Source organism: Streptomyces sp. NPDC104371 (genome assembly GCF_055583785.1).
In genome coordinates, this window is sequence record NZ_JBVJNF010000018.1 from 30794 (window position 1) to 52731 (window position 21938).

Below are 21938 nucleotides of genomic sequence, written 5' to 3' on the forward strand. Positions count from 1 at the left end.
CCCATGGCACTCACCCTCTTCTCCCGCACCCGCACCGCCGACCCGGAGTTCACCCCCGAGCCGTGGCCGGAGATCGGCGAGACCTGGAAGCCCGAGGGCGTCATCGTCTCCCAGCGCTTCCTCGGACTGGCCGGTGCCGTCGTCCTCGTCTACACCGCCGACGCCGGGGTCAACGGCACCTACTTCGCCGTCGCCTGCCTGGGCTGCTCGTACCGCACCCGCTCCAAGACGGACCGCGACGACTACATCTCCTCCGAACAGGCGGGCGGCAGGATCGCCAACGCCCACGCCGCCCAGTGCCGGGCGCTGCCCCGCGACCTGCCCGCCCGCCCCGACGACGACACCGCCCGCGAGATCGTGCTCCGGCGGCTGAACTCGGAGCGCCGCTCCGACTACGACTCCACGGTCTACCTCACCAGCTTCCACCTGGACCGCCTCGCCCTCCAGCGCTCCACCGAGTGGATCGAGGAGGAGCTGCAGCGCCTCGCGGACGAGCAGCCGGAGTTCCTCACCGCCAAGCCGCGCACCTACGGCACCGGCACCGAGTTCACGATCCTGCGCCGCCCGAAGCGCTGACCGGACGCTCTCCGTACCGGCCCCGCCCGCCGCACACCGGCGGCCGGGGCCGGGCGGTGTCCGCCCGGTCAGCCGAGACCGGACGACCGGCCCTCCCCCGGAGGCCACCGTGTCCCTCGCCCGCCGCTCCCTCATGGAAGTCGCCGCCGCCCGCTTCGGATGGCGCCGCGCCTACGGCACCACCACGCAGGTCGACGCGCTGCTCACCGAGCAGACCGAGACCGCGTACAACGAGGCCGCCGACCACGCGCAGCTGGCGACCGCCAAGAACGACGACGTCCTCGCCGTGCAGCCCGGCGTCCTGGACGTCCGCGGCCGCGTCCTCGCCGACGTCCTCTACCTCGAGGGCGTCCTGACCGGCGCCCGCAACCGCGGCCTGCCCCCGGAGCTCATCGAGCGCCTGGAGGACGCCGTCGACCACGGCCACGAGCTGACCGTGCTGCTCGCGGACACCGTCCGCACCACCGCCGCGCTCCACGCGGCCAGTTGAGCGCCCGGGGCGGCCGCAGGCGTCGGGCCCGGCCGCCCCGGAGCAGTCCCTCCCCCTCCCAGAGCGCATCGAGAAGAAGAAGGAGCTCCATCATCATGACCGCAACCCTGCGCCAGACGGCCACCACCGTCGCCAACTCGATGATCGAAGGCGCCAGCATGGCGTCCGCGCTGATCGGCGGCGCGGCCGGTGCCTACCTCGGCTACCAGCTCGCCCCCACCGGCTGGACGGACGGAACCCGCATCCTGTTCGCCGGGGCGGTCGCCGTCGTCGGAGCCGTCGCCATCGACGGGCTCGCCGAACTCGTCCTCGCCCCGATGCGCCGGCTGATGCGGACGCGCAGCCCGCTGAACGTCTCCCGGGCGTCGGCCCCGGCTCCGGCCGACAACCTGGACGACGCCCTCGCCCAGGTCGCCACCGCCACCGAGGCCGACGCCGCCCACCGCGCCGCCGGTGCCGCCTTCCGCATCGACCAGGGCGACAACTTCCTGCGGGACGAGGACCGGTGGCGCGGCTACGAGGACGGCGAGGCGTCCTTCTACCTCGCCCCTGGCGTGGTCCTCCACCACCGCGCTGAGGTCGGCAAGTACGGCCGCGAGCACCACTTCACGCTGCTGACCGGCGACGGCGAGCAGCCGGTGGCCATCACCGGCATGGAGCAGATCCGCCACCACCTCGCCGCCCGCGCCGCCGGACTCCCCGCCGGCCCGGCGACCGTCGCCACCGAGGACGGAGACGACGAGCACAAGCTCGCAATCACCGAGCTCGACAACCACCTCAAGGCCCTCGAAGCCTGACGGGCTACCCGTTCCGTCCCGGCCCTTCCCGGCCGGGGCGGTGCGGTGGCCAATCAGCCCACCCCCGTGATCCCCCACCGAGAGGACCGCATCGACCATGCCCGCGACCAGGAACAGGCCCTCCCAGCTCAGCGTGCTGCGCTACGGCGCGTTCGTCTCCCGCACAACCGAACAGCGCGTCACCTCCTACGCGCCGACCGTCCGCAACCTGGTCCACGACCACTTCGGACGCCGCCCGCTGGGCGCGGTCACGATCATCCTGACCAAGCCGCGCCTGCTGCTCTCCCTCGCCAACGAGGCGCAGGGCGAGGCCGCCGGCGTCCCGGAGAACACCTGGAAGTCCGTCGGCGTGCAGCAGAGCATCATCGGCAAGCCCACGGACTTCCGCGTCGCCACCGTGATCGCCCCCAAGGGCGCGATGTGGATGCTGATCAACGCCCCGAAGATGCGCGACCCCAAGCAGCTCAAGCTGAGCCTGCTGCGCGGCTTCGTCGAGGTCGACCAGCTCATTCGCTCCGGCGCCCGCGACAACCGCGTCGCCTGGGTCCGCCACGAGATGAACGTGGCACCGCTCAGCAAGCGGCAGGCCAACAAGCTCCAGGCGCAGATCCTCGCCGACGGAGCCGAAGCCGAGCGCATCACCACGGACCTCGCCCGGCGCCTGTGACCTGACGCGCCGCCGTGCCGCCCCGGCCACCCCGGCCGGGACGGTGCGGGGGCACGTCAGCCCACACCTTCCTGACCGACACGGAGGAAGTCATGGCACCCAGCGCCCGGCCCGTCGTCCACTACATGGCGACCCGGCCCGACGGCACCGTCCCGCCCACCTGCAACCACCTCGCCCGCTACTACAGCGGCCTGGGCGAGACGATCCCGACCGTCAACCTCGCCGACCACATCGGCGAGACCATCGACCACCCCAGCCCCGGCGAGAAGTGGTACACGGACAAGCCGTTCTCGTACTTCCACATGTACACCCGGCCCGGCGAGATCTTGGAGCGCCTGGAGGTGGAGGAGCGCTGGCCGGTGAGGCTGTGGGAGGTCGAACCGCTCGGTGAGACCGGCAACTGGGGCAACGACTTCGCCCCGTACTGGCTGATGTCCCACCAGATCCGCGTCGTCCGCGAGGTCGAGGCGTGGCGTGCGTTCGGGCACCGCGGCATGCAGGTCCTGGCGGTCCTCGCGCAGCTGCCCGACCTCGCCCGGCAGTGGGCCGAAGAGTGGGCCGCCGACCCCGAGGGCACGCGCCGCACGTACAAGGCGTGGGAGAAGCGCGTGGACCACACCCGGGCGCTGACCGGCTGGGCGTCCTGCCGGGCGCAGTACTCCCGCCGCGAGGCTGGCCTCCAGACGGCCAACGAGCTCGCCGCCGATGCCGCCGGGCAGGCTGCGATTGCCGCCGGTGCCGACCCGCACGCCGTCGCCCTGATCCAGCTGCGCGCCCGCTGCCTGGTCGCCGGTCAGCTCATGTTCGACCGGATCCGCACCGGCGAGTACGAGCAGTCGATCCGCGGCCTGCTGCTCGGTGCCGGGCTCGACACCCCGGCCCCCGTCCCGGCCTGACCACCCGCGACATCTCCCAGGCCGCCCCGGGCGGGGCGGCCTGCTCCATCCTCTTCGAGACCAGGAGACATCTGGTGATCACCGACACCACCGACGAGACGATCCGCTACACCGCCGACGTGGTCCTGTTCGCCGCCGGGCACGTCCTGCTGATCGAGCGGGGCTGGGACCCGTTCAAGGGCCGGTGGGCGCTGCCCGGCGGACACGTGGACAAGGGGGAGAGCAGCCTGGACGCCTCCGCGCGCGAGCTGGAGGAGGAGACCGGCATCACCGTCCCGGCCGCCGGCCTCCGGCAGGTGGGTGCCTTCGACGCCGTCGGCCGTGACCCGCGCGGCCGGTACGTCAGCGTCGCTTACTCGGCCACCCTGCCCGAGCTGGTCGAACCGACGGCCGGGGACGACGCCACCGCCGCCCGCTGGTGGCCCCTGGACGCGCTCCCCGACCTCGCGTTCGACCACGCCGAGATCGTGGTGGCGGCCGCCAACCGCTGATCCCCTTCCGCGCGAGCGCGGCGTTCCTCCGTGCCGCCCCGGCCCTTCCCGGCCGGGGCGGTCGCGGTGTTCCGCCACGACCAGCGAGAGGAAGGAGAGGGCGTCATGCACCTGGAGTTCTACGAGGTTGACGTCCCGATACACGACACCACCCGGGCGCTGCACGGTGTGCACGTCTTCACCGGCAAGGCGTCCTCGGTCACCGAGGCCCTGGCTCGCGCCCACCAGGTCTACGACGCGGCGTTCGCCGCGCGGCAGGCCGGGCTTGAGATCCCCGGGCAGCAAGACGGCGGCTGGGGAGCGCGCGGGGTCCGCGACGGCTGGGAGCTGGACTGGGCGGCGGCGAAGGCCGGCCGCTGGTCCAACCCGAACGACTGGACCCGCAAGAAGCCCTACGAGCTGTAGATACGCCCCGAGGCAGGCGCACCAGGTGTGGAAACCGTCGCCTGCCTCGGGCCACCCATCCCGTACAAGACGAGAGGGAGAGACCAGTATGGCCTCCACCGTGCGCGTACAGGCCCCTTCGGGTAATCGCGCCCTGTTCATCACCACGCTCGCCGTGCCGCTGACCGGCTGGACCGTGCACGCGGTCAGCCTGCACCGCAAGCTCGCCGCCGCCCGGAAGGACCCGCTCACCGGGCTGCTCGGACGCGACGGCTACACCACCCGGGCCCGACAGATCACCGACCGGTACGGCGACGCCGCCCTGGTCGTCCTGGTGGACCTGGACCACTTCAAGCAGATCAACGACGGGCCCGGCGGGCACGCCGCCGGCGACCGCGTCCTGGCCGCGACCGCGACCCGGCTCACCGCCTGGGCGGGCAGCCGCGGGGCGGTCGGCAGGCTCGGAGGGGACGAGTTCGCCGTCACGGTCCGGATCGGTCCGGCCCGCCGCGAGCTCCGTCTCGCCCAGCTCACGCAGCTACTCGCCCAGCCGGTGGAGGTCGAGGACGGCGTCCTGGTCGACGTCGCCGCGTCGATCGGCGCGGCCTCCCCCGACGTCCTCGGCACGACGGACCTGTCCGTGCTCCAGCGGGCCGCCGACGCCGCGATGTACGCGGGCAAGCACACCGGCCGGGCGGTCCTCGCCGGGCCGCAGCACGCCACGGTGCCCTCCATCAACGGCCGCCGCGCCGGGCGGCCAGGCACCCACACGCTGGGGCGGGCGGCATGAGCAACACCACTGCCGACCCCGGCACCTGGATCCGGGGCATCACGATCCGCCAGCCCTGGACGACCTGCATCCTCGCTGGAAAGGACGTGGAGAACCGTCCGGCCCCCTGGTCCTGGCGCGGCCTGGTGCTGCTGCACGCCGGGCAGGCCACCGAGCGGGCCCCGATGCGCGACCCGCTGGTCGCCACCGCGATCCGCGGCCGTGCCCTGCACACCCGGGCCGTCATCGGCGTCGCCCGCCTCACCGACTGCCACCAGGACGCCGCCGGCACCGCCCCGTGCTCGAAGTGGGCGCAGGCCGACGCGTTCCACCTGGTCCTCGCCGACGTCCAGGAGCTCGCGCTGCCCATCCCGTGGCTGCGCGGACAGCTCGGGCCGTGGCGCCCCACCCAGGACCTCGTGGACCAGGTCCTCCTCCAGCTCCCCCACCTCGCTCCGGAGGGCACCTCATGAGCGGCAACCGCACCGGCGTCCCGCAGCCGCCGACGTTCATCGCGGCCGACGACCGGATCCCCTTCCCCGAGACCGACCAGGTCCTGCGTTGCCGTACGAGCCCGGACCTGTTCGCGATCGAGGACATCCACAACACCGACAAGGAGCCCCGCGCCCGCGAGAAGGCGCTCGCCCAGGCCAAGCACGCCTGCTCCGGCTGCCCGATCGTCAAGGACTGCCTGAAGTGGGCGCTGGCCAACCCCGGCCTGACGAAGACCGGGGTGTGGGCGGCGACCACCAAGCGCGACCGCACGCAGCTGCGCAAGCAGCTCGTGGCGCGGCTCGGTGAGGACTGGGTCGGCGTGGTCGCCGAACAGGACCGCCTCCGCAGGGAGCGGCAGCGCGCGGCCCGCGTCGTGCCGCCGACCGCCCGCGAACTCGCCCTCGCCCGGCTGGAGCTGGAGGGCATCCCCACCCGGCCCGCGCCGTACAACCGCTGGAAGGAACCGATCACCCCCGCACAGGCGGCGTCCAACCTGCGCGTCCTGGCGCTGGTCGCCAGCGGCAAGGCCGCGTGATGTTCACCGACTGGACCGAGGCCCTCGAAGCCGAGTCGCTGCCCCTGGACCCGAACCCGGCGCAGCAGCTCGCCGCCGCGGCCCGGGTCACCGCCCGCAGCTCCCGCGACAAGGACGACATGGCGTTGCTCCTGGACGTCCTCGGGCTGCCCACCGACACCGACACCCTCACCGCCCTGCTCCCCCTCATCCCGGAAACCGGAGACGCACCCACCATGACGAACACCCCCGCCGCCCCGGCCCTGTCCGCGTTCGAGGCCATGGCGATCTCCATGCACAACAACGGCGACTCCGAGCAGGCGATCCGCGAGGCCACCGGCCTGAGCGAGACCGAGCTCAGCGACCTCATCGCCAACCAGGTCCTCGGACTGCCCAGCGAGGCCGTCAACGCCCCGACCATCGACGTCCCGGTCGTCGCGCTGCCCGTCACCAACGCCGTCCAGGAACTGCTCGACTGGGCGGCCGCGCACCCGGCCGCCTCGGTCCGCAGCCGCGCCGCCCGCATCACCGCTGACCTCTCCGAGCTGTCCGAGCGCCGCGACTCGGAGGCCGCGCAGCGCGAGGCGGAGGAGAAGGTCGCCAAGGCCAAGGCCGAACTGGAGAAGGCGCAGGAGGAGCTGCGCACCGTCAAGGCCGGCACCCGCACCACCGCCACCACGGCGGCCGCCACCGCGCCCACCCCGATCCGGGCGGGCCTGGGCAGCGGCCGCACCCGGGAGGAGCTCGCCGCCATCAGGACGTGGGCGCGCGCCAACGGCCACCAGGTCGCCGACGCGGGCATGGTGCGCAAGGCGGTCCTCGAGGCGTACGACGCCGCCCACCAGGCGCCGGTCCGGAAGGCCGGCTGACCCATGGCCGCCGACGACGCGATAGCCCTGGACGGCTTCCTGGACGAAGAGACCGTGCCCGGCGACGTACACGGCAGCACGGCGCGGTTCCGCCTCACCGTCTCCCCCACGGACGAGCGCACGGACGAGATGATCCTGCCCTGCAGCGTCGCCGACTCGGAGCTCGCGCACGCGGTCATCCACGACCTGGTCCCCGGCGACAAGCTCCGCGTCACCGGCTACCTCCGGCTGCCTCGCACGCCGGACGAGCCGATGTGGCTGGTCGTCACCACCCTCGCCGTGCTGGAGACCGCACCGGAGCTGTCCGACCCGGCCGCCGTCGCCACGGCGCTCATCGAGCGCTACGGGCCGTACGTCTGCTGGTTCGACGCCGACACCACCGACGTGGAGGTGTTCACCGAGGGCGGCACATGGGTCGGCACCGTGCCCGAGCCGAACGACCTGGGCGAACTGCTCGAAGCCTTCGAGCACCGCCAGGCCGCCGGCGGCGAGCAGTAGCGAAGCCGCCGTGCCCATCCGTCCCGAGAACCTGCACCGCTACCCGCGCGACTGGAACGAGATCAGCGCGCGGATCCGGTTCGAGCGGGCCGGCGGCCGCTGCGAGTGCACGGGCCACTGCGGCCTGGAGCACCCCGGCGGCCGCTGCCCCGCCGTCCATGAGGAGATCCACCCGGACACCGGGTCCGTGGTCGGCCTCACCACCGCCCACCTCAACCACACCCCCGAAGACGTGCGAGAGATCAACCTGCTCGCCGCCTGCCAGCTCTGCCACCTGCGGATCGACCACGGACACCACCGGGTCACCCGCTCGCTCACCCTCGCCGCCCGCGCGGCCGCCGCCGGCCAGCTCGGACTCCTCCCCGAGACCGCGCTCACCCGCACCGAGCCGCCCACCCCGCCGCGCCCCACCCGGGGCCGCACCCCGGCGGCCGCGCTCCACCAGCTGCCCTTCCCCGAGCCCGACCAGGAGACGAAGCACATGGCCCGCATCAGCGTGAAGATCACCCCGCTCCACCCGGACGGCACCGAATGCACCCACGCCGTCCGGCCCTCCGGCAAGCCCCGCGACGCCGACTCCGGCTGCACCGGCCGCCGCAACTACGCCGTGGTGTGCAGCTCCTGCGGCCGGGTCGGCGAGCCGCACGGCCTGCGCGTCCTCGCCGAGCCGGCGCAGAGCGCGCACCGCGACAGCCACAAGGCCGCCCTCACCCCGGCCGCCCGCTGACCCCCACCCGCCCGGTCGCCGGGACCACCACGGTCCCGGCGGCCCCGTCGAATGTGAGGGCCGATGCCCACCACCGTCTTCGACCAGTTCACCCGCCGCACCGCCGACGTCACCGCCCAACTCACCAACCTGGGCATCCCGCTCACCGCGCCGGCCCCGCCGCCCGCCGACCTCAACCCGGCCGACCCGTGGGCCAGCAGCTACGCCGTCCCGGTCGACCGCTCCAGCCTCGCCTGGTGCACCGCCGTGACGATGCTCGCCGACCACCACCACACCGGCATCGACCGCCAGGTCCTCGCCGCCGACGCCCTGCTGCGCGAGCTCGGGGTCCGCGGCCTCGCCCAGCTCCAATCCGACCTCCACCACGGCGCGCCCGTCGACTTCCGCTTCACCCGCTGCCCGTACTGCTCCGGCATCGGCGAGGACCCCACCCAGCCGACCTGCGGTGAAGTCGGCTGCGCGCCGTGGTTGGAGTTCGCTGGGCACGATCACGTGTGCCCGGTCTGCCACGGCGACGACTACCAGCCCGAGTGGTTCGCCGAAGAGCAGATGACCGAGCTCGAGGAACTGCTCGCCGGCGCCATCGAGGAGCGCGAGGAGCGAGCCTCCCTCCGCTACCGGATCCGGGCCCGGCTGTACCGCCGGACGGTGCGCTCGTGACGGCCCGCGCGGTCGACGGCACGCCCTGGACCGGGCGCATGCGCACCGCGGCGCTCCGGCGGGGCCTGGTCCGGCCTGCCGAGTTCTCTACGTGGGCCGGTGCTCGCCGGTACCACGAGCGGCACGGCCGGGACCGCCAGGTGCTGGAGAAGCTGCGGGCCTCGATCCCCAGGGACGGGGTCCGGGAGCCGCTCCTGCTGGGTGTCCGCGCAACTGACCGGCTCGTCTTCGTCTTCGAGGGGCATCACCGGGCCGTCATCGCCCTCGAACTGGGGGTGCGCTCCTTCCCCTTCCGGTGGTTCTGGGACCCGGACGTCCAAGTCGTGGAACACGAGCCGTTCCCGCACCACGCGCTGGGCAGGGATGGGCAGACGTGGCTGTGCCACCAGGAGGCGCGCTCATGACCGCCCGCTTCCGCAGATGCGGACACGGCAGCGGGCCGATGCACCCCGGCGACCAGAAGGCCGTCGCGGAGTTCACCGCCATGCTCGCCGCCCGCCAGAGGCCGACCCCGTGGACCGGCCGCGGCGACGTCGCCGTACGGATCGGCGAGCGCGGCCTGGAGCGCGGCCGGCCTCTCCCCGAGCAGCAGCCCGACATCGACCCCCTCGCCCTGGTCCTCATCCACCCCGACACCGAGACCGCCCTCACCGGCACCCTTCGCTGCGCCAGGGCGCGAATTCACGGCGCGTGGACCGGGCCCTACCGACTTGTCACCCACGCCTTCGCCGGGCGTGGCCTCCCGGTCGACATCGACCTGAGCACCTGAGCACACGAAGCGGCCCCCGCCGTCCCGGACTCGATCCGGACGGCGAGGGCCGCTTTTTTGCGTTCTACGGCGAAGAACCAGTCCTTGGGGCGAACACCGCACGGGCGTCCCACAGTTCTGATCCCTGCTCTCCCTCGTTCGGGTTGTCCCGTGCCACGGCCCCCGGCGCTGCTCCTGTCGACACCGTGCACGGACGGCTTGGCGTCGGTAGAGCAGCGCTATCGTGCCCGTCATGACCGAACCATTCCCGTCCGAAGAGGACGCCCCGGTGCCTGCCGAGCCCGTGGGTAACCTGCCCATCCCCAACACCCACCCCGACGGCGGCCCGCGCAGCATCGTCTTCGTCAACGAAAAGCCCGGCACCGCGAAGAGCACCTCTGCAGTCCTCACCGCGCTCGCCCTCCACGAGGACGGCCAGGACGTCGTCCTCATCGACGGCGACGTCAACGGCAAGTCCGTCATGGGATGGCACAACGCGATCGGCGGCTTCCCGTTCCGCGTCTTCCAGATGCCGTCGGTCACCCTGCACCAGGACATCCCGAAGACCTTCGCCGACCCCAAGACCCGCATCGTCATCGACGCCCCGCCGCTGGAGAACCAGCCCGGCATCGCGCGCTCTGCCATGCGGTACGCAGACCTCAGCGTCATCCCCGTCGCTCCGTCGTCCATGGAGACCGAGCGGATGGGTGACATCCGTGACGAGATCAACGACCTCGGACCGCTGACCCTCAACGGCATCTGCGCCCGAGTCCTGCTCAACCGCTGCATCCCCCAGGCCAAGCGACACAACCGGCTCTACCGGAACATCCTGGTCTCCGGAGGGTGGAACGTCTTCGACACCGCCATCCCCATGGTCACTGAGTTCCAGGGCGCCTGGGGCAAGACCATCGAAGCCGGAGGCGGCGAGTACGACCAGCTCCTGGTCGAACTGGGCATCCGGCAGACCCGTGACGACACCTACGACGAGCTGGTGTCGTACCTGACGAAGGCGCGGGAGAACAACGCGTGACTGAGAAGGACACGGCCGCGCCCGCCGCGCCCGCCGCGCGGCGCGGTAGCCGCCGACGCCGACCCGACTACAAGGCTGACGAGGCCGCGGCGAAGAAGGCCGTAGCCACTCATCGCCCAGGCGGCCGTCCCAAGAGCCACCAGAACCCCGTCTTCCTCTCGCCTGAGTACGACCACGGCACCCCGGCCGAGCGGCTGGCCAAGCTCGAAGCGCTCATCTCCGCAGCGCAGTCAGCAGCCGAGACCAGCCTGATCGTCGCTCACAACGAGTTCGTCATGCAGGCCGGCCCCGCCCTCATCAAGATCAAGGAAGACGATCTGTGGCAGGCGGGCGGGTACACCAGCTTCAAGGACTACTTCGAGAAGAAGTGGAAGTACACCGAGCAGCGGGCCTATCAGCTCATCAGGGCCGTGCCGGTGATAGCGGCCCTCAAGGGTGTCGCCACCGTGAAGATCAATGAGGGGCAGTGCCGCGAGCTCGCGCCGGTCGCCCGCGATCACGACGCCGCCACGGTCCAGAAGATCTGGCGTGCGGCTGAGTCCAAGGGTAAGGTCACCGCGAAGTCGCTGGCCGCCGCTCGCGATGAGCTCAACATCAAGATCGCCGTCGACGACGCTGAGCGGGTGGTGCCTCGCAGCAGGAAGGCGCCGGCGCCGGTCGATCCTGTCCAGCGGCTTGCCGGGTACGTCGGCCACGTCGAGACCTTCGCTCAGCAGGTGCAAGGGCTCGCTGACGTGTACGCCGACGCGGTGAAGAAGGATGCGCCTGCAGCCGAGAAGCTGCTCGCGGAGATCCGGGGACACATGGCCGCCGCCGCTGCTGCGTTCCCCCAGCAGTCCCCAAGCGACTAAACAATTGTTCAGTCGCAACGGCCCCGCATCGAGGAAGGATGCGGGGCCGTTGCGTTGAGGGTACGGCTGGTTGAGGAGCCGCGCGCCTCTGGATCAGTCTTGGAACTCCTTGCTCTTCACGCCGTAGAACGTGGGCTTCGCGGGCCGGACCTCGGACTGCGCCATGCTGTCGGCGAGCGGGGCGAAGGTCTCGCTGCGCCGGACGACGTCAAGGAACTTGCCCAGCGCCTCCTTGTCCTCCCACAGCGCCGACGCGGTGCTGATGATCAACGACTTCAGGTGCTCCGACTCGGTCACGGTCTCGTTCGCTGCCACGCGGGGTCCCCTCCTGGTGATCGGGACGATCAGCCAACCAACTGGCGACCCGGGCCCGCAAGACGGCCTTCGGCCAGGGGGTGGTCCAGGATGCTGTGGGTCCCGATCCGGTGCCACACGATGTGGGGGAGCCCAGCGACCACCACCCGGCCGTACGACCACGTCGCGCGCCCGTCCGGCGCCCAGGTGAGCTCATAGACGCCGGGGGAGCGGCGCACGCCCTTGATCCGTAAGCCGGGGCGGAACTGGCGGCCGGTGCGCAGGTCGGGCACGAAGGTGTCCAGGACGACGCGGCGGAAGCGCCGGCGCTGGTCTGGGCTGAGGTGCTGGAGGTCGGCGGTGAAGCGGGGGAGGGTCTCGAAGGTGGGCACGGTGGTCTCCTCCGGGCAGCACGACGAAGCCCCCGACGGATGCCGGGGGCTGCTGTAGGCGGTGCTCGTTCCTTGGCGTGTGGTGATGCTCAGTGGTGCTTGTTGGTGTCGTTCGGGTCGTGATGTGCGTGCTGCCGGAGAGCGATGACATTCGCGTCCGGCCCGGGGCCGCTTCCCGTCTGACGGGCACCTGAGAAGAAAGTCGGGCCGCTGCTCCCGCCCGGCGGGACGTACGGCTGATCGGCCTTTTCTTGCAGGTCAGGCCCGTGTGGCGTGGCTCTATGACAGTGGATATCAGGGTCGTCCGGGCCGGTCAGATGTACCGCTACTACCTGCGCCAGACCGTGGTCGGTGACGGCCGCCGCCCGGCGCGCACGCCGCTGCGCGCCGCCCAGGAGCAAGCCGGTGTCCCGGTCGGGCGATGGATGGGCCGCGGCCTTGCCGTGCTCGGGCTGACGCCGGGTGAGGAGGTCACCGAGGCGCAGCTGCGGAACCTGTTCGGCGAGCGGGGACGGCACCCGTACGCGGACCGGATCGAGGCCGACCGGCTCGCCAAGGGCGACTCCCCGAAGAAGGCGTTCAAGGCCGGCGCCCTCGGGCGCCGCGTGACGGTGACCGGGGTCGACTTCGTCTTCCGGCCGCAGCCGACGATCTACCTGTTGTGGGCGCTGGGGGATGAGGAGACCCGGCGGGTGATCGAGGCCGCGCACGAGCGGGCGATCGAGCGGGTGCTGGAGTGGATCGAGGACGAGGTCGCGGTGATCCGGTACGGCAAGGACGGCATCTACCGGGTGCGGCCGCCCGGCGGTCTGGTCGCCGCGCGCTTCCGCCACTACGAGGCGCGCTCAGGGCGGCCCTTGCTCCATGACCATCTGCTGCTGTCGGTGAAGGGGCAGCGCCTGGACGGGAAGTGGGGCTCGATCCACACCACGGCCCTGCACGAGAACACCGTGGCCGCCTCAGCGCTCTACAACGAGATCGTGGCCGCTGAGGTCTGCGAGGCGCTGGGGCTGGCGACCGAGCCGCGCATCGTCACCCCGGGGCGTCGGCCTGTGATGGAGATTGCCGGGGTGCCGCACGAGCTGATCCGCTGGACCTCCCGGCGCAGCGACCAGATCGCAGCCTGCCTGGAAGAGCTGGAGCACGAGTACGTCACCGCCGTCGACGACGACGGCGAGCTGAAGTTCCTGCCCGTGGTCTCTGAGCGGGCCCGCGCCAAGCTGAACCAGATCGCCGCCCGCAAGACCCGCCCGCCCAAGCAGAAGACCCAGCCGCTCGCCCAGCTGCGCGCGTGGTGGAAGACCAGCGCGATCCTCACCTCCGGGGTGGCCGTCGACATCATCAACTCCCTCCTCGAGTACGCCCGCGCCGCGGCTACGGCGATCCGGGCCCGGGTCGCCGCCGTGGTCGACGTCGCCCTGGCGGCCGTCGACGTCACCGCGACCGTGTTCGTGATGAACGACGGCGGCCGCTTCCACCGCCGCCACCTGCTCGCCGAAGCCCGCCGCCACCTCGCCCTCGTCCTGCGCGGTCGCCGCCGCGACCCCGGCCTGGACGACCAGATCGTGGCCGCTGCCATCGCCACCCACTGCCTGGACATCAGCGAGCCGAAGACCGTACGCGGCCTGGAGTCCGGCTACCGCCTCTACACCGCCCGGTGGGACCTGGCCGACCTCCCCGCCCGGCCCCGCCCACCCACTCCCGCGCCCGACCCGGACCGGCAGCCCCCGGCCGATCCCGGCACTCCGGCTGCGCTCCGGCCCCCGGGCCAGGATGCGGGGGAGTGGGAGATACCCCGCATCCCGCTCCAGTACGACCGTGCCGTCCTCGCCGGTGTGGTGGTGCGGGAGAAGCTGCGCACCACCACAGCCGTGCGGGGCCGGGCGTACGACGTCGTCGCCCACCAGCAGGCGGCGATGCCCGAGCAGCTGCTCGCGCTCCCAGCCGCCGACCCCGAGCACGACGACCAGGAGCAGAAGCCCGGCCGCCAAGAGGCGATCGACATGACGGCGCTGCGGGCCCTGCGGGAATCCCGCACGGACGTGGAAGCCCTCGACCTCACGGCCGACCGGCTGCGCCACCTCCAGGAGGCGTTCACCAAGGCGGCCGACCACTCCCGCGCCACCATGCACCGCTACGCCGGACAGGACGATGCCGACGCGGTGCGCCCGGTGCGGCCGGACGACCAGCAGGCGCACCGCCCGCAGGAGCCCGGACCGCACCGCGGCCGAGAGGCCGGCCACTGAGTGCATCCGATGCCGCGCATCCGATGCTGTGCATCGAACCGGCGATGCCGCGCATCCACTCCACCGAGTGGAGTCCACCGGCCGGGAGTGGTCGACACCGTGCTCGGCATCCACTCCACTGAGTGGAGCCCACTCGGTGGAGTGGACGACATCGTGCGGGAGTGGACGACATTGCCGGGGACGATGCCGTGCATCCACCCGGTACGCACCCGCCGCATTTCCCCTTGACCTCGGCCCGTGTCAAGGAGAAATGCGCCGCCCTCAGCTGGTCCACTCCACCGCATCGACCCCACCCGACGCGCTCCACTCCCGCGCGCCGGCCACACCGGATGGACTCAGTGCGGACCGCACGGTGGCGCGGTCACCGGTGCAGAGCCACCACGTTCTCCACCACCGCACGGGCCCGCGCCACCTGCTCATCGCGCAGCGCCTGCAGCGCCCGGACGGCGTCCGTCGGTGCGTCGGCGAGGACCTGGCCGACGAAGTGCGCGATGGTGCGGGCGATCCCCGGCGCGGTAGCCGCGGGGGCGTGCGTGGCCCACTCGCGGATCGCCATCAGGTAGATGACGCCGACCTCGTCCAGGACGAAGGAGTCGGCGCAGGGGTCGGTGTCGTCGGACAGCGCGGTCACGGGGAAGACGATCAGTTCCGCGATGCCCGGCAGCAGTCCCGGCAACTGCTGCACCTCGGGCGCGAGCCGCGCAGTCTGGACGTCGTCTCCGGCCTCCACCGCCAGGACGTAGTCGAAGCCGAGCTGGACCAGGTGCGGGGGCAGCGAGGGAACGATCGGGGACATGGGCAGCTCCTGACGTACGGTCGCCGTGCCGATCACGGCGACGTCCCAGCAGGGTCGGCCCGCCAGCCTGTGGACAGAGGCCAGAGAACTCTCCCCCTCCGCCCGGATGGGATGAATCGGGGCTGCAAGGGGTAAACCCGGCCCCCTTGTCCAGCGTGGTCGGCCCGACCACGAGCCCGACCATGACCCCCTTGTCCAGGTCTGCTACCGCCCGACCACCGCCGCGCTTCCCCTTGTCAACGCCCGCTACCGGCGGCCGTCAGACCGCGGACAAGGGGGTCTTATGCACGCTGCTCCCTCGATCGCCGCCTACCAAGGGCGGCTCGAAGCGAAGGAGCACCGCGATGACCACGCATCGCCTACCGGCACGCGCCCGGCGCGCCCGCCCCGGCCATGGGCCCGATCGGGACAGGGCAAGCCGAACCAGGCTCCTGCGGGGCCCACTTCGGAGGGCACTTGGGAACCCCCTTTGGGGCCCGGCATCAGGGGCCTGGGAAAATCCCCTGGTCAGGGCCGGAAGCGGCGCGAAATTCGCACCGTCACAACCCTCTTCTCTACTCCTGATGTCAGTAGTGGAGGAGATCATCGGGTTCCGGGGGGCCCGGACGCCCTTCCAGGCCAGGCGCGGCCGACGCCCAGCCGGTGGCAGGTCGCGAGCAACGAGGGAGCAGATCTGATGGCGGGGAAACGGAAGACGAACCCGGCGGGGTCGACGAACAATTTCCGCGGTGACGTGCTGCGCGTGCTCGGAGCGCTGAAGGTCGCCACAACGGATCAGATCCAGCGGATCGGTGCCCCGCACCTGACCTTCCGGCACACCGACAAGAAGACTCCGTCCGAGCAGAAGACCGCCCGTACCGCCTCGCATACCGGCGCGCTCTCCGACATGCGCAAGCACGGCCTCGCCGAAACCGGTGGCTCCACCGAGACGGGGGAGAGGCTGCGGAACCTGACCACCAAGGGCTTGGAGGCCGCCTCCTACGAGCTGCGGCGCCCGGTGACGGAGATGGGCTCCACCGCACGCGGCGCGGGCTCCTCCGGGGCCTCCCACCCGATGGCCGTCAACGAGACCGTGATCGCGATGCTGCGCCCGAAGCCGAACATGGCCAAGCTCGCCGAGGATCCGCCCGAGGTCCGGACCGCCGCCCAGGCCGCCGTCGACGCACCCGACGGCATCGGCACCATCGCCTCGTACTGGACCGAGGTGCCGCTGCCCGCCACCGGCACGTGGAACGCGCCCGGCAAGGGCGGCGCCCAGGCCGACATCGTCCTGACCGCCCCGCAGGACCAGGTGCCGCTGTTGTTCATCGAGGTCGACAACTGCCACGAGACCGCTGAGGAGCTCGCCGACAAGCTGGAGAAGTACGCCCGGTTCTTCCGGCGGAAGGTGAAGGACACCGACGGCAAGGAGCGCCCGATGTGGCGCACCCGCTGGAGCGCTCCGGACGTCTGGTCCGGCGACAGGACGTACCCGCCCGTCCTGCTGGTGTTCAACCGCATCGGCGAGCGCAACCCCAACCGCACCGTCCCGCGCCTGCAAGAGCTGACCCGTCACCTGTGGCAGGGGCAGCGGCAGAAGGGTGGCTTCCACGTCTACGACGGCAGGGTCCCGATCATCGCGACCGGCCTGAAGAACCTGCGCGAGCACGGCCCGGAGGGACCGGTGTTCCTCCGCTTCGGACGCGACCACATGCAGCCCCTGCGGGAGGCGATCGGCAATCCCCGTCGTGAGGTGGCCGATGCCCGTGCTCGGGAAGAGGCCAAGGTCCGGCAGGAGGAGTACCAGGCACAGGTGCGGCGGGCAGCCCAGGAGCAGGCGGCGAAGCAGGCAGCCGAGCGCGAAGCCCGCCGCCCTGTCTGCACCGGCTGCGGGGCGAAGTTCACCGACGAACGCTGGGAGGCGGCCCACGCCACGGACTGGGGTAAGCCGAAGGACTCCCACCCCGGCCTGTGCGACGGCTGCAAGCAACGGGCCATCGCCGCCGAACGCCACGCCGCTGCCGGGCAGGAGCACCAGGAGCCGGTGCGCCGTGAGGCAGGGCAGCAGAGTTTCCAGCGTTCGCCTCAGCGTCCTGTCTGCACCGAGTGCGGTTCCTCGTTCACCGACGAACGGTGGCAGGCGACCGAGCGCGTCGGCTGGGGCACGACCCAAGAGCCCCGCCCGTCTCTGTGCGGGGACTGCGACCAGCGGCACGAGACCGACTGGGAGCAAGCCTGGCCGGGCGCGATGCGCCAGGAGCCGGAGCAGGACCAGGCCGTGCCCGAGCAGAAGGCCACCGGCTGGCTCTCGCGCCTGCGCCGCTGAACCGGGCAAGCCGCCGGCGGGCACGGGCAAGCCCAAGGCCACCCTGGGCAAGCCCGCCTCGCCCGACGACAGCGGGGCCGGACAGGATCACCTGCCCGGCCCCGCCGCTCGTTCCCGGCTGCTCACCGGCTGAGACGGATGCGCGGCCCCCACGCGAACTCGAGGTCGTCCAGGAAGACGTCCTCCAGCTCCTTCTCCCACCGGCCGCGCAGACCGAACGGGTTGGTCTCCATCCGCTCCAGGATGACCAGGGTCTCGGGCTGCCCGATCAGCGCGTACCGGCCGTGCGAGGCGGGCCGACTGCCCGGCCCGTACGCCCGCAGCAGCTCCTCCAGGCGGGCGCGGTGCTGCTCCACGAACACCTCCAGGCGCTCGATGTACCCCTCGCGTTCCTCGGTGCGCACCGCGCTCAGCGCGACGTCCAGAAACTCCCCGTCCGGCCAGTGCCGCTCGCCCGGTGCGGCCAAGGCCCACGGGAAGCGTTCCGCGGCCGCCAGGACGTCCTTCGCGTCCAGCGCCGGAGCCGGGCCCGGGTCCTCCACCGGAGTCTCCTGCGGGGCGGGGGAGGCGGGCTGCTGAAGGTGGGCCACCAACATGGCGCTGGAGGCGGCGCGCCCCCGCTGGGCGGTGGCGGTGGTGTCGGCGATGCGCAGCAGATAGCTGGCGACGTCGCGGACACCGGCGAACCAGCCGTCCTCGAATCGCGGCTCGGACCCGTGCGGGGGGCTGCTCTCGGAGATCCAGGTGTGGGCGCCGGCCACCGCCCCGGCCTCCAGCTTCGAGACGATGTCGTCGGCCTGCTCGTGCCCGATCCCGACGGCGGCCAGGGCCTGGAAGACCGTGAACCGCGCGTCGGTGGCCTCGTGCTGGTGGTGGCTGATGCGGGCCAGCTCCTGGCCGTACGCGTCGGCGTCGTGCTGCTCGGTGCTCACGCGGTGCCTCCCTTGTCGTGGCGGGTGCGGTTGGCGACCCAGTCCGGATCGCGTACGGGCGCCGGAGCCCGCGTCTCGGTGGCCAGGGCGCGCATGATGCGCCAGCTGGTGCACGGCGCGGTGACGACGTGGACCAGGACGACGACGGCCTGGCGGCCGAAGCCGCCGCGGACCCACGGCCCGGTGAAGCGGACCTGATCGGCCGCCCAGTCGCCCGCACACCGCCAGAGGCGCAGCCGCCCGAGGAGATAGCCGGCCGCGAGCGCGGCGGCCGCGGTGACGACGATGCCCATCACGCCCACCGCATCCCGACCTCGGACAGCTGCTCCACCCGCTCCGGGGACAGCGTGGCGGCCCTGCTCCGCTGGTTGCTGACCCATGCCCCCAGACGGAACTGGAGCTCCCAGCCGTCCTCGGAGAGCACGGTCTCGACATGCTTTCGAGGCACCTTCAGATGGCCCTCGCGCTCGAAGAACTGCCGGGCGGCCGCGAGGTTGGCGGTCCACTTGTCGGCCTGCGTAGGGCGCGGCTTCGGCTTCTCGTCCTCACTCGCGGGTGTGATCCCGAGGACCTGTTCGCACATCCACTGCTGCACCGTCGTCAGCTTCTCCCAGCCCAGCCGCTGCGCCTTGACCCATCGCCCGAGGTCTTCGCCGCGGTGCATGACGACGCCGGGTTCGGTAGGCAGTTCGCCGCCGATCTCTTCCAGGTGCTGCCGTGTGAGGTGGAAAGCCCGCTGCCACTCCACCGGCCAGGTCGGGCACCAGGACGGGTCGATGTCCTCCAGTTGCTCGCGCCGTTCCGGCGACAGGGCGCCGGCCCACGAGTCGACGGGGAGTCCTTCGGCCTGGCGCTGTTCGAGCTCCTGGGCACGCCGGGCGGCGGCGCGGGCGTTCTTCAGCCAGATGCCGACCTTGTAGCCCTGGTGGGCGGCGTCCAGCGGGGCCAGGAGGTGCCCGTGTTCGACGGCCCACCCGCGGGCGGCGCTCAGGCCCTCCTCCCACGCGACGTCGAAATGGCTCCAGACCATGCCCAACTTCTCCAGCTGCGCGATGCGGTCCTCGTCCATGTCGCCGCGGGCGTAGAACCGGCGCGCGTCGGCGGTCCACTGCCCCAGCGGGAAATTCGCCAGCGAGGCCGGCCACCCGACCCCCTCGGCCTCCTCGCCCTCCGGCACGCGGTACGTGAACGGCACCCGCAGGTCGCCGTGCACACGGGCGAAGATGACCGCGGCCTCCACCCCCCGCCGCCAGTGCTCATGCTCAGGGTTGAGGACGCGCAGGTTGATGAACGCCGCCAGGGCGGCCGGGTCGCGCGGCGTGGAGAACTTCAACAGGGCCTTGGCCGGGGCACTGACGCCCCCGGAGCCCTCACCGCTCCCGCCAGTGCCCTTCCCGCGCTCGTCCTTGCGGACGGGCTTGTAGCGGCTCGGGGCCTGCTGCTCCGCGAGGGTCTCCACGATCCGCGCGTCGTGCGCCCGCAGCGCCTCCAAGAGCTTGGCCAACCCGCCGAACGCCCGGGACGTGAGCATGTTGTCCGCCGTCTCGCCCGGCCCGAGCAGCACGGGCACCACGAGCGAGGCCACCTTGCCCTCGCCCGGCTGCATCCGCAGCGCCCGCCCCACCGCCTGGACCAGGTCCGGCATCGAGCCGCGCACATCCGCCCAATAGACGGAGTCGCAGTGCTTGGTGTCGACACCCTCGCCCAGGACCTTCACCGAGCACAGGAAGCACTTCTCCACGACCGTGCCGTCCGTGGCGATCCCGTCGGCGAACTCGCCCAGCAGACGCCGCCGGTGGAGCGGCTTGTGGTCGCCGCAGAGCCAGTCCGCCCAGATCGCCTTGGGGTACAGCTCCGGGTCGGCGGCGTGCAGCTGCGCGGCGACGTCGGGGAGGCCGGCCGCGAAGGCTTCGGCCTCGCGGATCTGATGGTGGAAGACCAGCGTGCGACGGAAGCCCTCCTCGGCCGACGCCTTCACCAGCGCGGTCTGCAGAGCGGCGAGCCGGGCCCCGCGCACCTCTGCCGAGCGGCCCTCCGCGCCCAGGAGCTGCGCGGCCTGGAGCGCGGTGTCGGTGACGTCCACGCATACGACCTGGTAGGGGGCACAGATGCCCCGGTCGATGGCTTCCGAGAGGGTCAGGGTGAACGCCCTGCTGCCGAAGGGCCCGTCGGGGTCGTCTTCCATGCTCGCGACCAGCTCGCCGGGTGCGCCGGCCTCGTCCTCGTCTCCGAGCTGCCACAGCCGGGGCGTGGCCGTCATGTAGAGGCGGCGCAGGGAGGGGATCTTCTGGTTGTCGTGGACGACCGCCCAGGGCTTGCCGATCCGGCCCGAAACGCGGTGGGCCTCGTCCACGACGATCAGGTCCCAAGCCGCCAAACCCGCAGCGTGTGCCCGCTCCAGCGTGCCCAGGCCGAGGCTGGCGTACGTGGCGTACACGGTCACCTTGTCCAGGCCCCGCGTCCACTCCACCAGCTCGTCCACGTCCGTGGTGTTGGGGAAGGACACCTCCTCGCCCCGCAGGGAGGAGACCCCGATCATCGGGCCCCGGCGGCCGCCCTCGCGCCACGCGGCCTCGGTCTGCGCCAGGAGGTCCAGCGAGGGCACGAGCACCAGCACACGGCCCGCGTGGAGCTCCTCCGCGCTGCGGACCGCCACCCGGGTCTTCCCGGACCCGGTCGCCATGATCACCTGTGTTCGAAGCCCTCGTTCGGGCACAAGTGATCTTGCAGGCAATTCGAGGGCGCGCACGACCGCGTCAATGGCTTCTCGCTGGGCTGCCTCGCGCTGGTCAGCGCGGTCTGTGCTCGACATATTCGCCTGCCTTATCCTGGGTGCCGTCCGGTTGATTCGAGCGGCGGGAAACGGGAAACCTGCACGTAGGGGAGCCACAAGGGCTACGGTTGGACTGACGCGATCGGCTGGTTGCTCTGCCTCACCGGAGCACCGGCAAGGCCGTGGGATGGATCTTGATATCCCTCCGGAGGGGTCCGGGGTGGCGTGCTCTGAGTCCATAGCTTATCTCGGTCTCAAAAATGAAGCACCAAGAATCCAGGGATTCCCTCTAACGTGGCCGAAAGCTGTTAGCCTTGCCTTATCGCAAGCCCAATCCGGAGCCTTGACGCCCCCTCAGTCCGCTCCCCTTCTTCGAGTGGCTGGCCCGTCACTTTCCCGACCACCCGTCACCTCCCCTCCCTGTTGCTGCTGCTTGTGGCGTGAGCCCCGTTGGGTGGGCCGCGCGGAGCGTGGCACGCCTGGCCCGCACGGGAGTTGGGGGCGCGCCCGGGGTGGCTGGAGCGCAGCGGAGGCCACGGGTCGGCCGGAGGCCGGCCCCGGCCCGCAACGCGGGCCGCCTGCCCTGCGGTTGGGTGGCGGGCGCGGAGCGCGTGCCGCCCGGCGGTGAGCGGAGCGTGCCGCCTCCGCTCACGCGGAGCGGGAGCGGCCGGGGAGCGCAGCGACCCGGCTCGCTGTGACGGGCGCAGCCCGGAGGGACCCGCTCCGCGGGAGTGCGGA

Annotated in this window: 26 protein-coding genes; 20 read left to right on the forward strand and 6 right to left on the reverse strand. The window is 72.1% G+C overall.

From position 1 onward, the window contains the following. The first annotated feature begins 3 nt into the window (after positions 1-3). From ACZ60T_RS32955 to ACZ60T_RS33040, 18 genes are all read left to right on the forward strand, one after another. On the forward strand, positions 4-576 hold the full coding sequence (locus ACZ60T_RS32955) for a hypothetical protein (protein WP_469669300.1): 573 nt from the start codon (positions 4-6) through the stop codon (positions 574-576). A 109-nt stretch (positions 577-685) separates the two neighbouring features. After that, positions 686-1066: a hypothetical protein gene (locus ACZ60T_RS32960; RefSeq protein WP_469669301.1), complete on the forward strand. Its 381-nt coding sequence runs from the start codon at positions 686-688 to the stop codon at positions 1064-1066. Between the two features lie 95 nt (positions 1067-1161). Continuing rightward, positions 1162-1863, forward strand: coding sequence for a hypothetical protein (locus ACZ60T_RS32965; protein WP_469669302.1), 702 nt, complete (start codon positions 1162-1164; stop codon positions 1861-1863). Positions 1864-1960: 97 nt separating this feature from the next. After that, a complete protein-coding gene (locus tag ACZ60T_RS32970; protein WP_469669303.1) occupies positions 1961-2530 on the forward strand; it encodes a hypothetical protein in 570 nt (189 codons plus the stop codon). Positions 2531-2622: 92 nt separating this feature from the next. Next, positions 2623-3426, forward strand: coding sequence for a hypothetical protein (locus ACZ60T_RS32975; RefSeq protein WP_469669304.1), 804 nt, complete (start codon positions 2623-2625; stop codon positions 3424-3426). Positions 3427-3500: 74 nt separating this feature from the next. Beyond that, positions 3501-3917, forward strand: a complete 417-nt coding sequence (locus tag ACZ60T_RS32980; RefSeq protein WP_469669305.1) for an NUDIX domain-containing protein — start codon at positions 3501-3503, stop codon at positions 3915-3917. A 105-nt stretch (positions 3918-4022) separates the two neighbouring features. Continuing rightward, positions 4023-4322 carry a hypothetical protein gene (locus ACZ60T_RS32985; protein ID WP_469669306.1) on the forward strand — a complete coding sequence of 100 codons (300 nt, stop codon included), beginning with the start codon at positions 4023-4025 and terminating at the stop codon, positions 4320-4322. A gap of 88 nt (positions 4323-4410) precedes the next feature. Further along, on the forward strand, positions 4411-5091 hold the full coding sequence (locus ACZ60T_RS32990; RefSeq protein WP_469669307.1) for a GGDEF domain-containing protein: 681 nt from the start codon (positions 4411-4413) through the stop codon (positions 5089-5091). Beyond that, positions 5088-5543, forward strand: coding sequence for an ASCH domain-containing protein (locus ACZ60T_RS32995; protein ID WP_469669308.1), 456 nt, complete (start codon positions 5088-5090; stop codon positions 5541-5543). Before ACZ60T_RS32990 ends, ACZ60T_RS32995 begins: the two co-directional genes overlap by 4 nt. Beyond that, on the forward strand, positions 5540-6100 hold the full coding sequence (locus ACZ60T_RS33000) for a WhiB family transcriptional regulator (protein WP_469669309.1): 561 nt from the start codon (positions 5540-5542) through the stop codon (positions 6098-6100). Before ACZ60T_RS32995 ends, ACZ60T_RS33000 begins: the two co-directional genes overlap by 4 nt. Next, complete coding sequence (locus ACZ60T_RS33005; protein WP_469669310.1) at positions 6100-6948, forward strand: Lsr2 family DNA-binding protein; 849 nt, start codon at positions 6100-6102, stop codon at positions 6946-6948. Before ACZ60T_RS33000 ends, ACZ60T_RS33005 begins: the two co-directional genes overlap by 1 nt. 3 nt (positions 6949-6951) lie before the next feature. Further along, the gene (locus ACZ60T_RS33010; protein ID WP_469669311.1) at positions 6952-7446 is read left to right on the forward strand and encodes a hypothetical protein; all 495 of its coding nucleotides are present in this window, start codon (positions 6952-6954) and stop codon (positions 7444-7446) included. A gap of 10 nt (positions 7447-7456) precedes the next feature. Beyond that, positions 7457-8173, forward strand: coding sequence for a hypothetical protein (locus ACZ60T_RS33015; protein WP_469669312.1), 717 nt, complete (start codon positions 7457-7459; stop codon positions 8171-8173). A gap of 63 nt (positions 8174-8236) precedes the next feature. Beyond that, positions 8237-8833, forward strand: a complete 597-nt coding sequence (locus ACZ60T_RS33020) for a hypothetical protein (RefSeq protein ID WP_469669313.1) — start codon at positions 8237-8239, stop codon at positions 8831-8833. After that, entirely contained in the window at positions 8830-9237 is a 408-nt protein-coding gene (locus ACZ60T_RS33025; protein WP_469669314.1) for a hypothetical protein, read from the forward strand. The genes ACZ60T_RS33020 and ACZ60T_RS33025 overlap by 4 nt, the downstream gene beginning before the upstream one ends. After that, positions 9234-9602, forward strand: coding sequence for a hypothetical protein (locus ACZ60T_RS33030; RefSeq protein WP_469669315.1), 369 nt, complete (start codon positions 9234-9236; stop codon positions 9600-9602). Before ACZ60T_RS33025 ends, ACZ60T_RS33030 begins: the two co-directional genes overlap by 4 nt. Before the next feature lie 232 nt (positions 9603-9834). Continuing rightward, positions 9835-10611, forward strand: coding sequence for a ParA family protein (locus tag ACZ60T_RS33035; RefSeq protein WP_469669316.1), 777 nt, complete (start codon positions 9835-9837; stop codon positions 10609-10611). Further along, a complete protein-coding gene (locus ACZ60T_RS33040; protein WP_469669317.1) occupies positions 10608-11462 on the forward strand; it encodes a hypothetical protein in 855 nt (284 codons plus the stop codon). The genes ACZ60T_RS33035 and ACZ60T_RS33040 overlap by 4 nt, the downstream gene beginning before the upstream one ends. Positions 11463-11555: 93 nt before the next feature. Here ACZ60T_RS33040 and ACZ60T_RS33045 read toward each other — a convergent pair whose 3' ends face one another. Further along, a complete protein-coding gene (locus tag ACZ60T_RS33045; RefSeq protein WP_469669318.1) occupies positions 11556-11777 on the reverse strand; it encodes a hypothetical protein in 222 nt (73 codons plus the stop codon). A gap of 29 nt (positions 11778-11806) precedes the next feature. Further along, positions 11807-12148, reverse strand: a complete 342-nt coding sequence (locus ACZ60T_RS33050; RefSeq protein ID WP_469669319.1) for a hypothetical protein — start codon at positions 12146-12148, stop codon at positions 11807-11809. Between the two features lie 281 nt (positions 12149-12429). Between ACZ60T_RS33050 and mobF the strand changes: the two genes are divergently transcribed. Continuing rightward, positions 12430-14394, forward strand: a complete 1965-nt coding sequence (mobF, locus tag ACZ60T_RS33055; protein ID WP_469669320.1) for a MobF family relaxase — start codon at positions 12430-12432, stop codon at positions 14392-14394. A 361-nt stretch (positions 14395-14755) separates the two neighbouring features. Here mobF and ACZ60T_RS33060 read toward each other — a convergent pair whose 3' ends face one another. Further along, the gene (locus ACZ60T_RS33060) at positions 14756-15190 is read right to left on the reverse strand and encodes a hypothetical protein (RefSeq protein WP_469669321.1); all 435 of its coding nucleotides are present in this window, start codon (positions 15188-15190) and stop codon (positions 14756-14758) included. A gap of 676 nt (positions 15191-15866) precedes the next feature. Between ACZ60T_RS33060 and ACZ60T_RS33065 the strand changes: the two genes are divergently transcribed. Then, the gene (locus ACZ60T_RS33065) at positions 15867-17495 is read left to right on the forward strand and encodes a replication-relaxation family protein (protein ID WP_469669322.1); all 1629 of its coding nucleotides are present in this window, start codon (positions 15867-15869) and stop codon (positions 17493-17495) included. A gap of 122 nt (positions 17496-17617) precedes the next feature. Here the strand turns inward: ACZ60T_RS33065 and ACZ60T_RS33070 are convergent, their stop codons facing one another. The 3 genes from ACZ60T_RS33070 to ACZ60T_RS33080 are packed head-to-tail and all read right to left on the reverse strand — an operon-like array spanning position 17618 to position 21239. Next, positions 17618-18427, reverse strand: coding sequence for a hypothetical protein (locus ACZ60T_RS33070; RefSeq protein ID WP_469669323.1), 810 nt, complete (start codon positions 18425-18427; stop codon positions 17618-17620). Beyond that, positions 18424-18720: a hypothetical protein gene (locus ACZ60T_RS33075; protein WP_469669324.1), complete on the reverse strand. Its 297-nt coding sequence runs from the start codon at positions 18718-18720 to the stop codon at positions 18424-18426. Before ACZ60T_RS33075 ends, ACZ60T_RS33070 begins: the two co-directional genes overlap by 4 nt. After that, positions 18720-21239, reverse strand: coding sequence for a helicase associated domain-containing protein (locus tag ACZ60T_RS33080; protein ID WP_469669325.1), 2520 nt, complete (start codon positions 21237-21239; stop codon positions 18720-18722). Before ACZ60T_RS33080 ends, ACZ60T_RS33075 begins: the two co-directional genes overlap by 1 nt. Positions 21240-21938: the final 699 nt, after the last annotated feature.

What these genes read in the sequence shown, in the direction of transcription:
- ACZ60T_RS32955 (WP_469669300.1), top strand. Translation starts at nt 4, where the DNA reads ATGGCACTCACCCTCTTCTCCCGCACCCGCACCGCCGACCCGGAGTTC.
- ACZ60T_RS32965 (WP_469669302.1), top strand. Translation starts at nt 1,162, where the DNA reads ATGACCGCAACCCTGCGCCAGACGGCCACCACCGTCGCCAACTCGATG.
- ACZ60T_RS32970 (WP_469669303.1), top strand. Translation starts at nt 1,961, where the DNA reads ATGCCCGCGACCAGGAACAGGCCCTCCCAGCTCAGCGTGCTGCGCTAC.
- ACZ60T_RS32975 (WP_469669304.1), top strand. Translation starts at nt 2,623, where the DNA reads ATGGCACCCAGCGCCCGGCCCGTCGTCCACTACATGGCGACCCGGCCC.
- ACZ60T_RS32985 (WP_469669306.1), top strand. Translation starts at nt 4,023, where the DNA reads ATGCACCTGGAGTTCTACGAGGTTGACGTCCCGATACACGACACCACC.
- ACZ60T_RS32990 (WP_469669307.1), top strand. Translation starts at nt 4,411, where the DNA reads ATGGCCTCCACCGTGCGCGTACAGGCCCCTTCGGGTAATCGCGCCCTG.
- ACZ60T_RS32995 (WP_469669308.1), top strand. Translation starts at nt 5,088, where the DNA reads ATGAGCAACACCACTGCCGACCCCGGCACCTGGATCCGGGGCATCACG.
- ACZ60T_RS33000 (WP_469669309.1), top strand. Translation starts at nt 5,540, where the DNA reads ATGAGCGGCAACCGCACCGGCGTCCCGCAGCCGCCGACGTTCATCGCG.
- ACZ60T_RS33005 (WP_469669310.1), top strand. Translation starts at nt 6,100, where the DNA reads ATGTTCACCGACTGGACCGAGGCCCTCGAAGCCGAGTCGCTGCCCCTG.
- ACZ60T_RS33010 (WP_469669311.1), top strand. Translation starts at nt 6,952, where the DNA reads ATGGCCGCCGACGACGCGATAGCCCTGGACGGCTTCCTGGACGAAGAG.
- ACZ60T_RS33020 (WP_469669313.1), top strand. Translation starts at nt 8,237, where the DNA reads ATGCCCACCACCGTCTTCGACCAGTTCACCCGCCGCACCGCCGACGTC.
- ACZ60T_RS33030 (WP_469669315.1), top strand. Translation starts at nt 9,234, where the DNA reads ATGACCGCCCGCTTCCGCAGATGCGGACACGGCAGCGGGCCGATGCAC.
- ACZ60T_RS33035 (WP_469669316.1), top strand. Translation starts at nt 9,835, where the DNA reads ATGACCGAACCATTCCCGTCCGAAGAGGACGCCCCGGTGCCTGCCGAG.
- mobF (WP_469669320.1), top strand. Translation starts at nt 12,430, where the DNA reads ATGACAGTGGATATCAGGGTCGTCCGGGCCGGTCAGATGTACCGCTAC.
- ACZ60T_RS33060 (WP_469669321.1), bottom strand. Translation starts at nt 15,190, where the DNA reads ATGTCCCCGATCGTTCCCTCGCTGCCCCCGCACCTGGTCCAGCTCGGC.
- ACZ60T_RS33065 (WP_469669322.1), top strand. Translation starts at nt 15,867, where the DNA reads ATGGCGGGGAAACGGAAGACGAACCCGGCGGGGTCGACGAACAATTTC.
- ACZ60T_RS33075 (WP_469669324.1), bottom strand. Translation starts at nt 18,720, where the DNA reads ATGGGCATCGTCGTCACCGCGGCCGCCGCGCTCGCGGCCGGCTATCTC.
- ACZ60T_RS33080 (WP_469669325.1), bottom strand. Translation starts at nt 21,239, where the DNA reads ATGTCGAGCACAGACCGCGCTGACCAGCGCGAGGCAGCCCAGCGAGAA.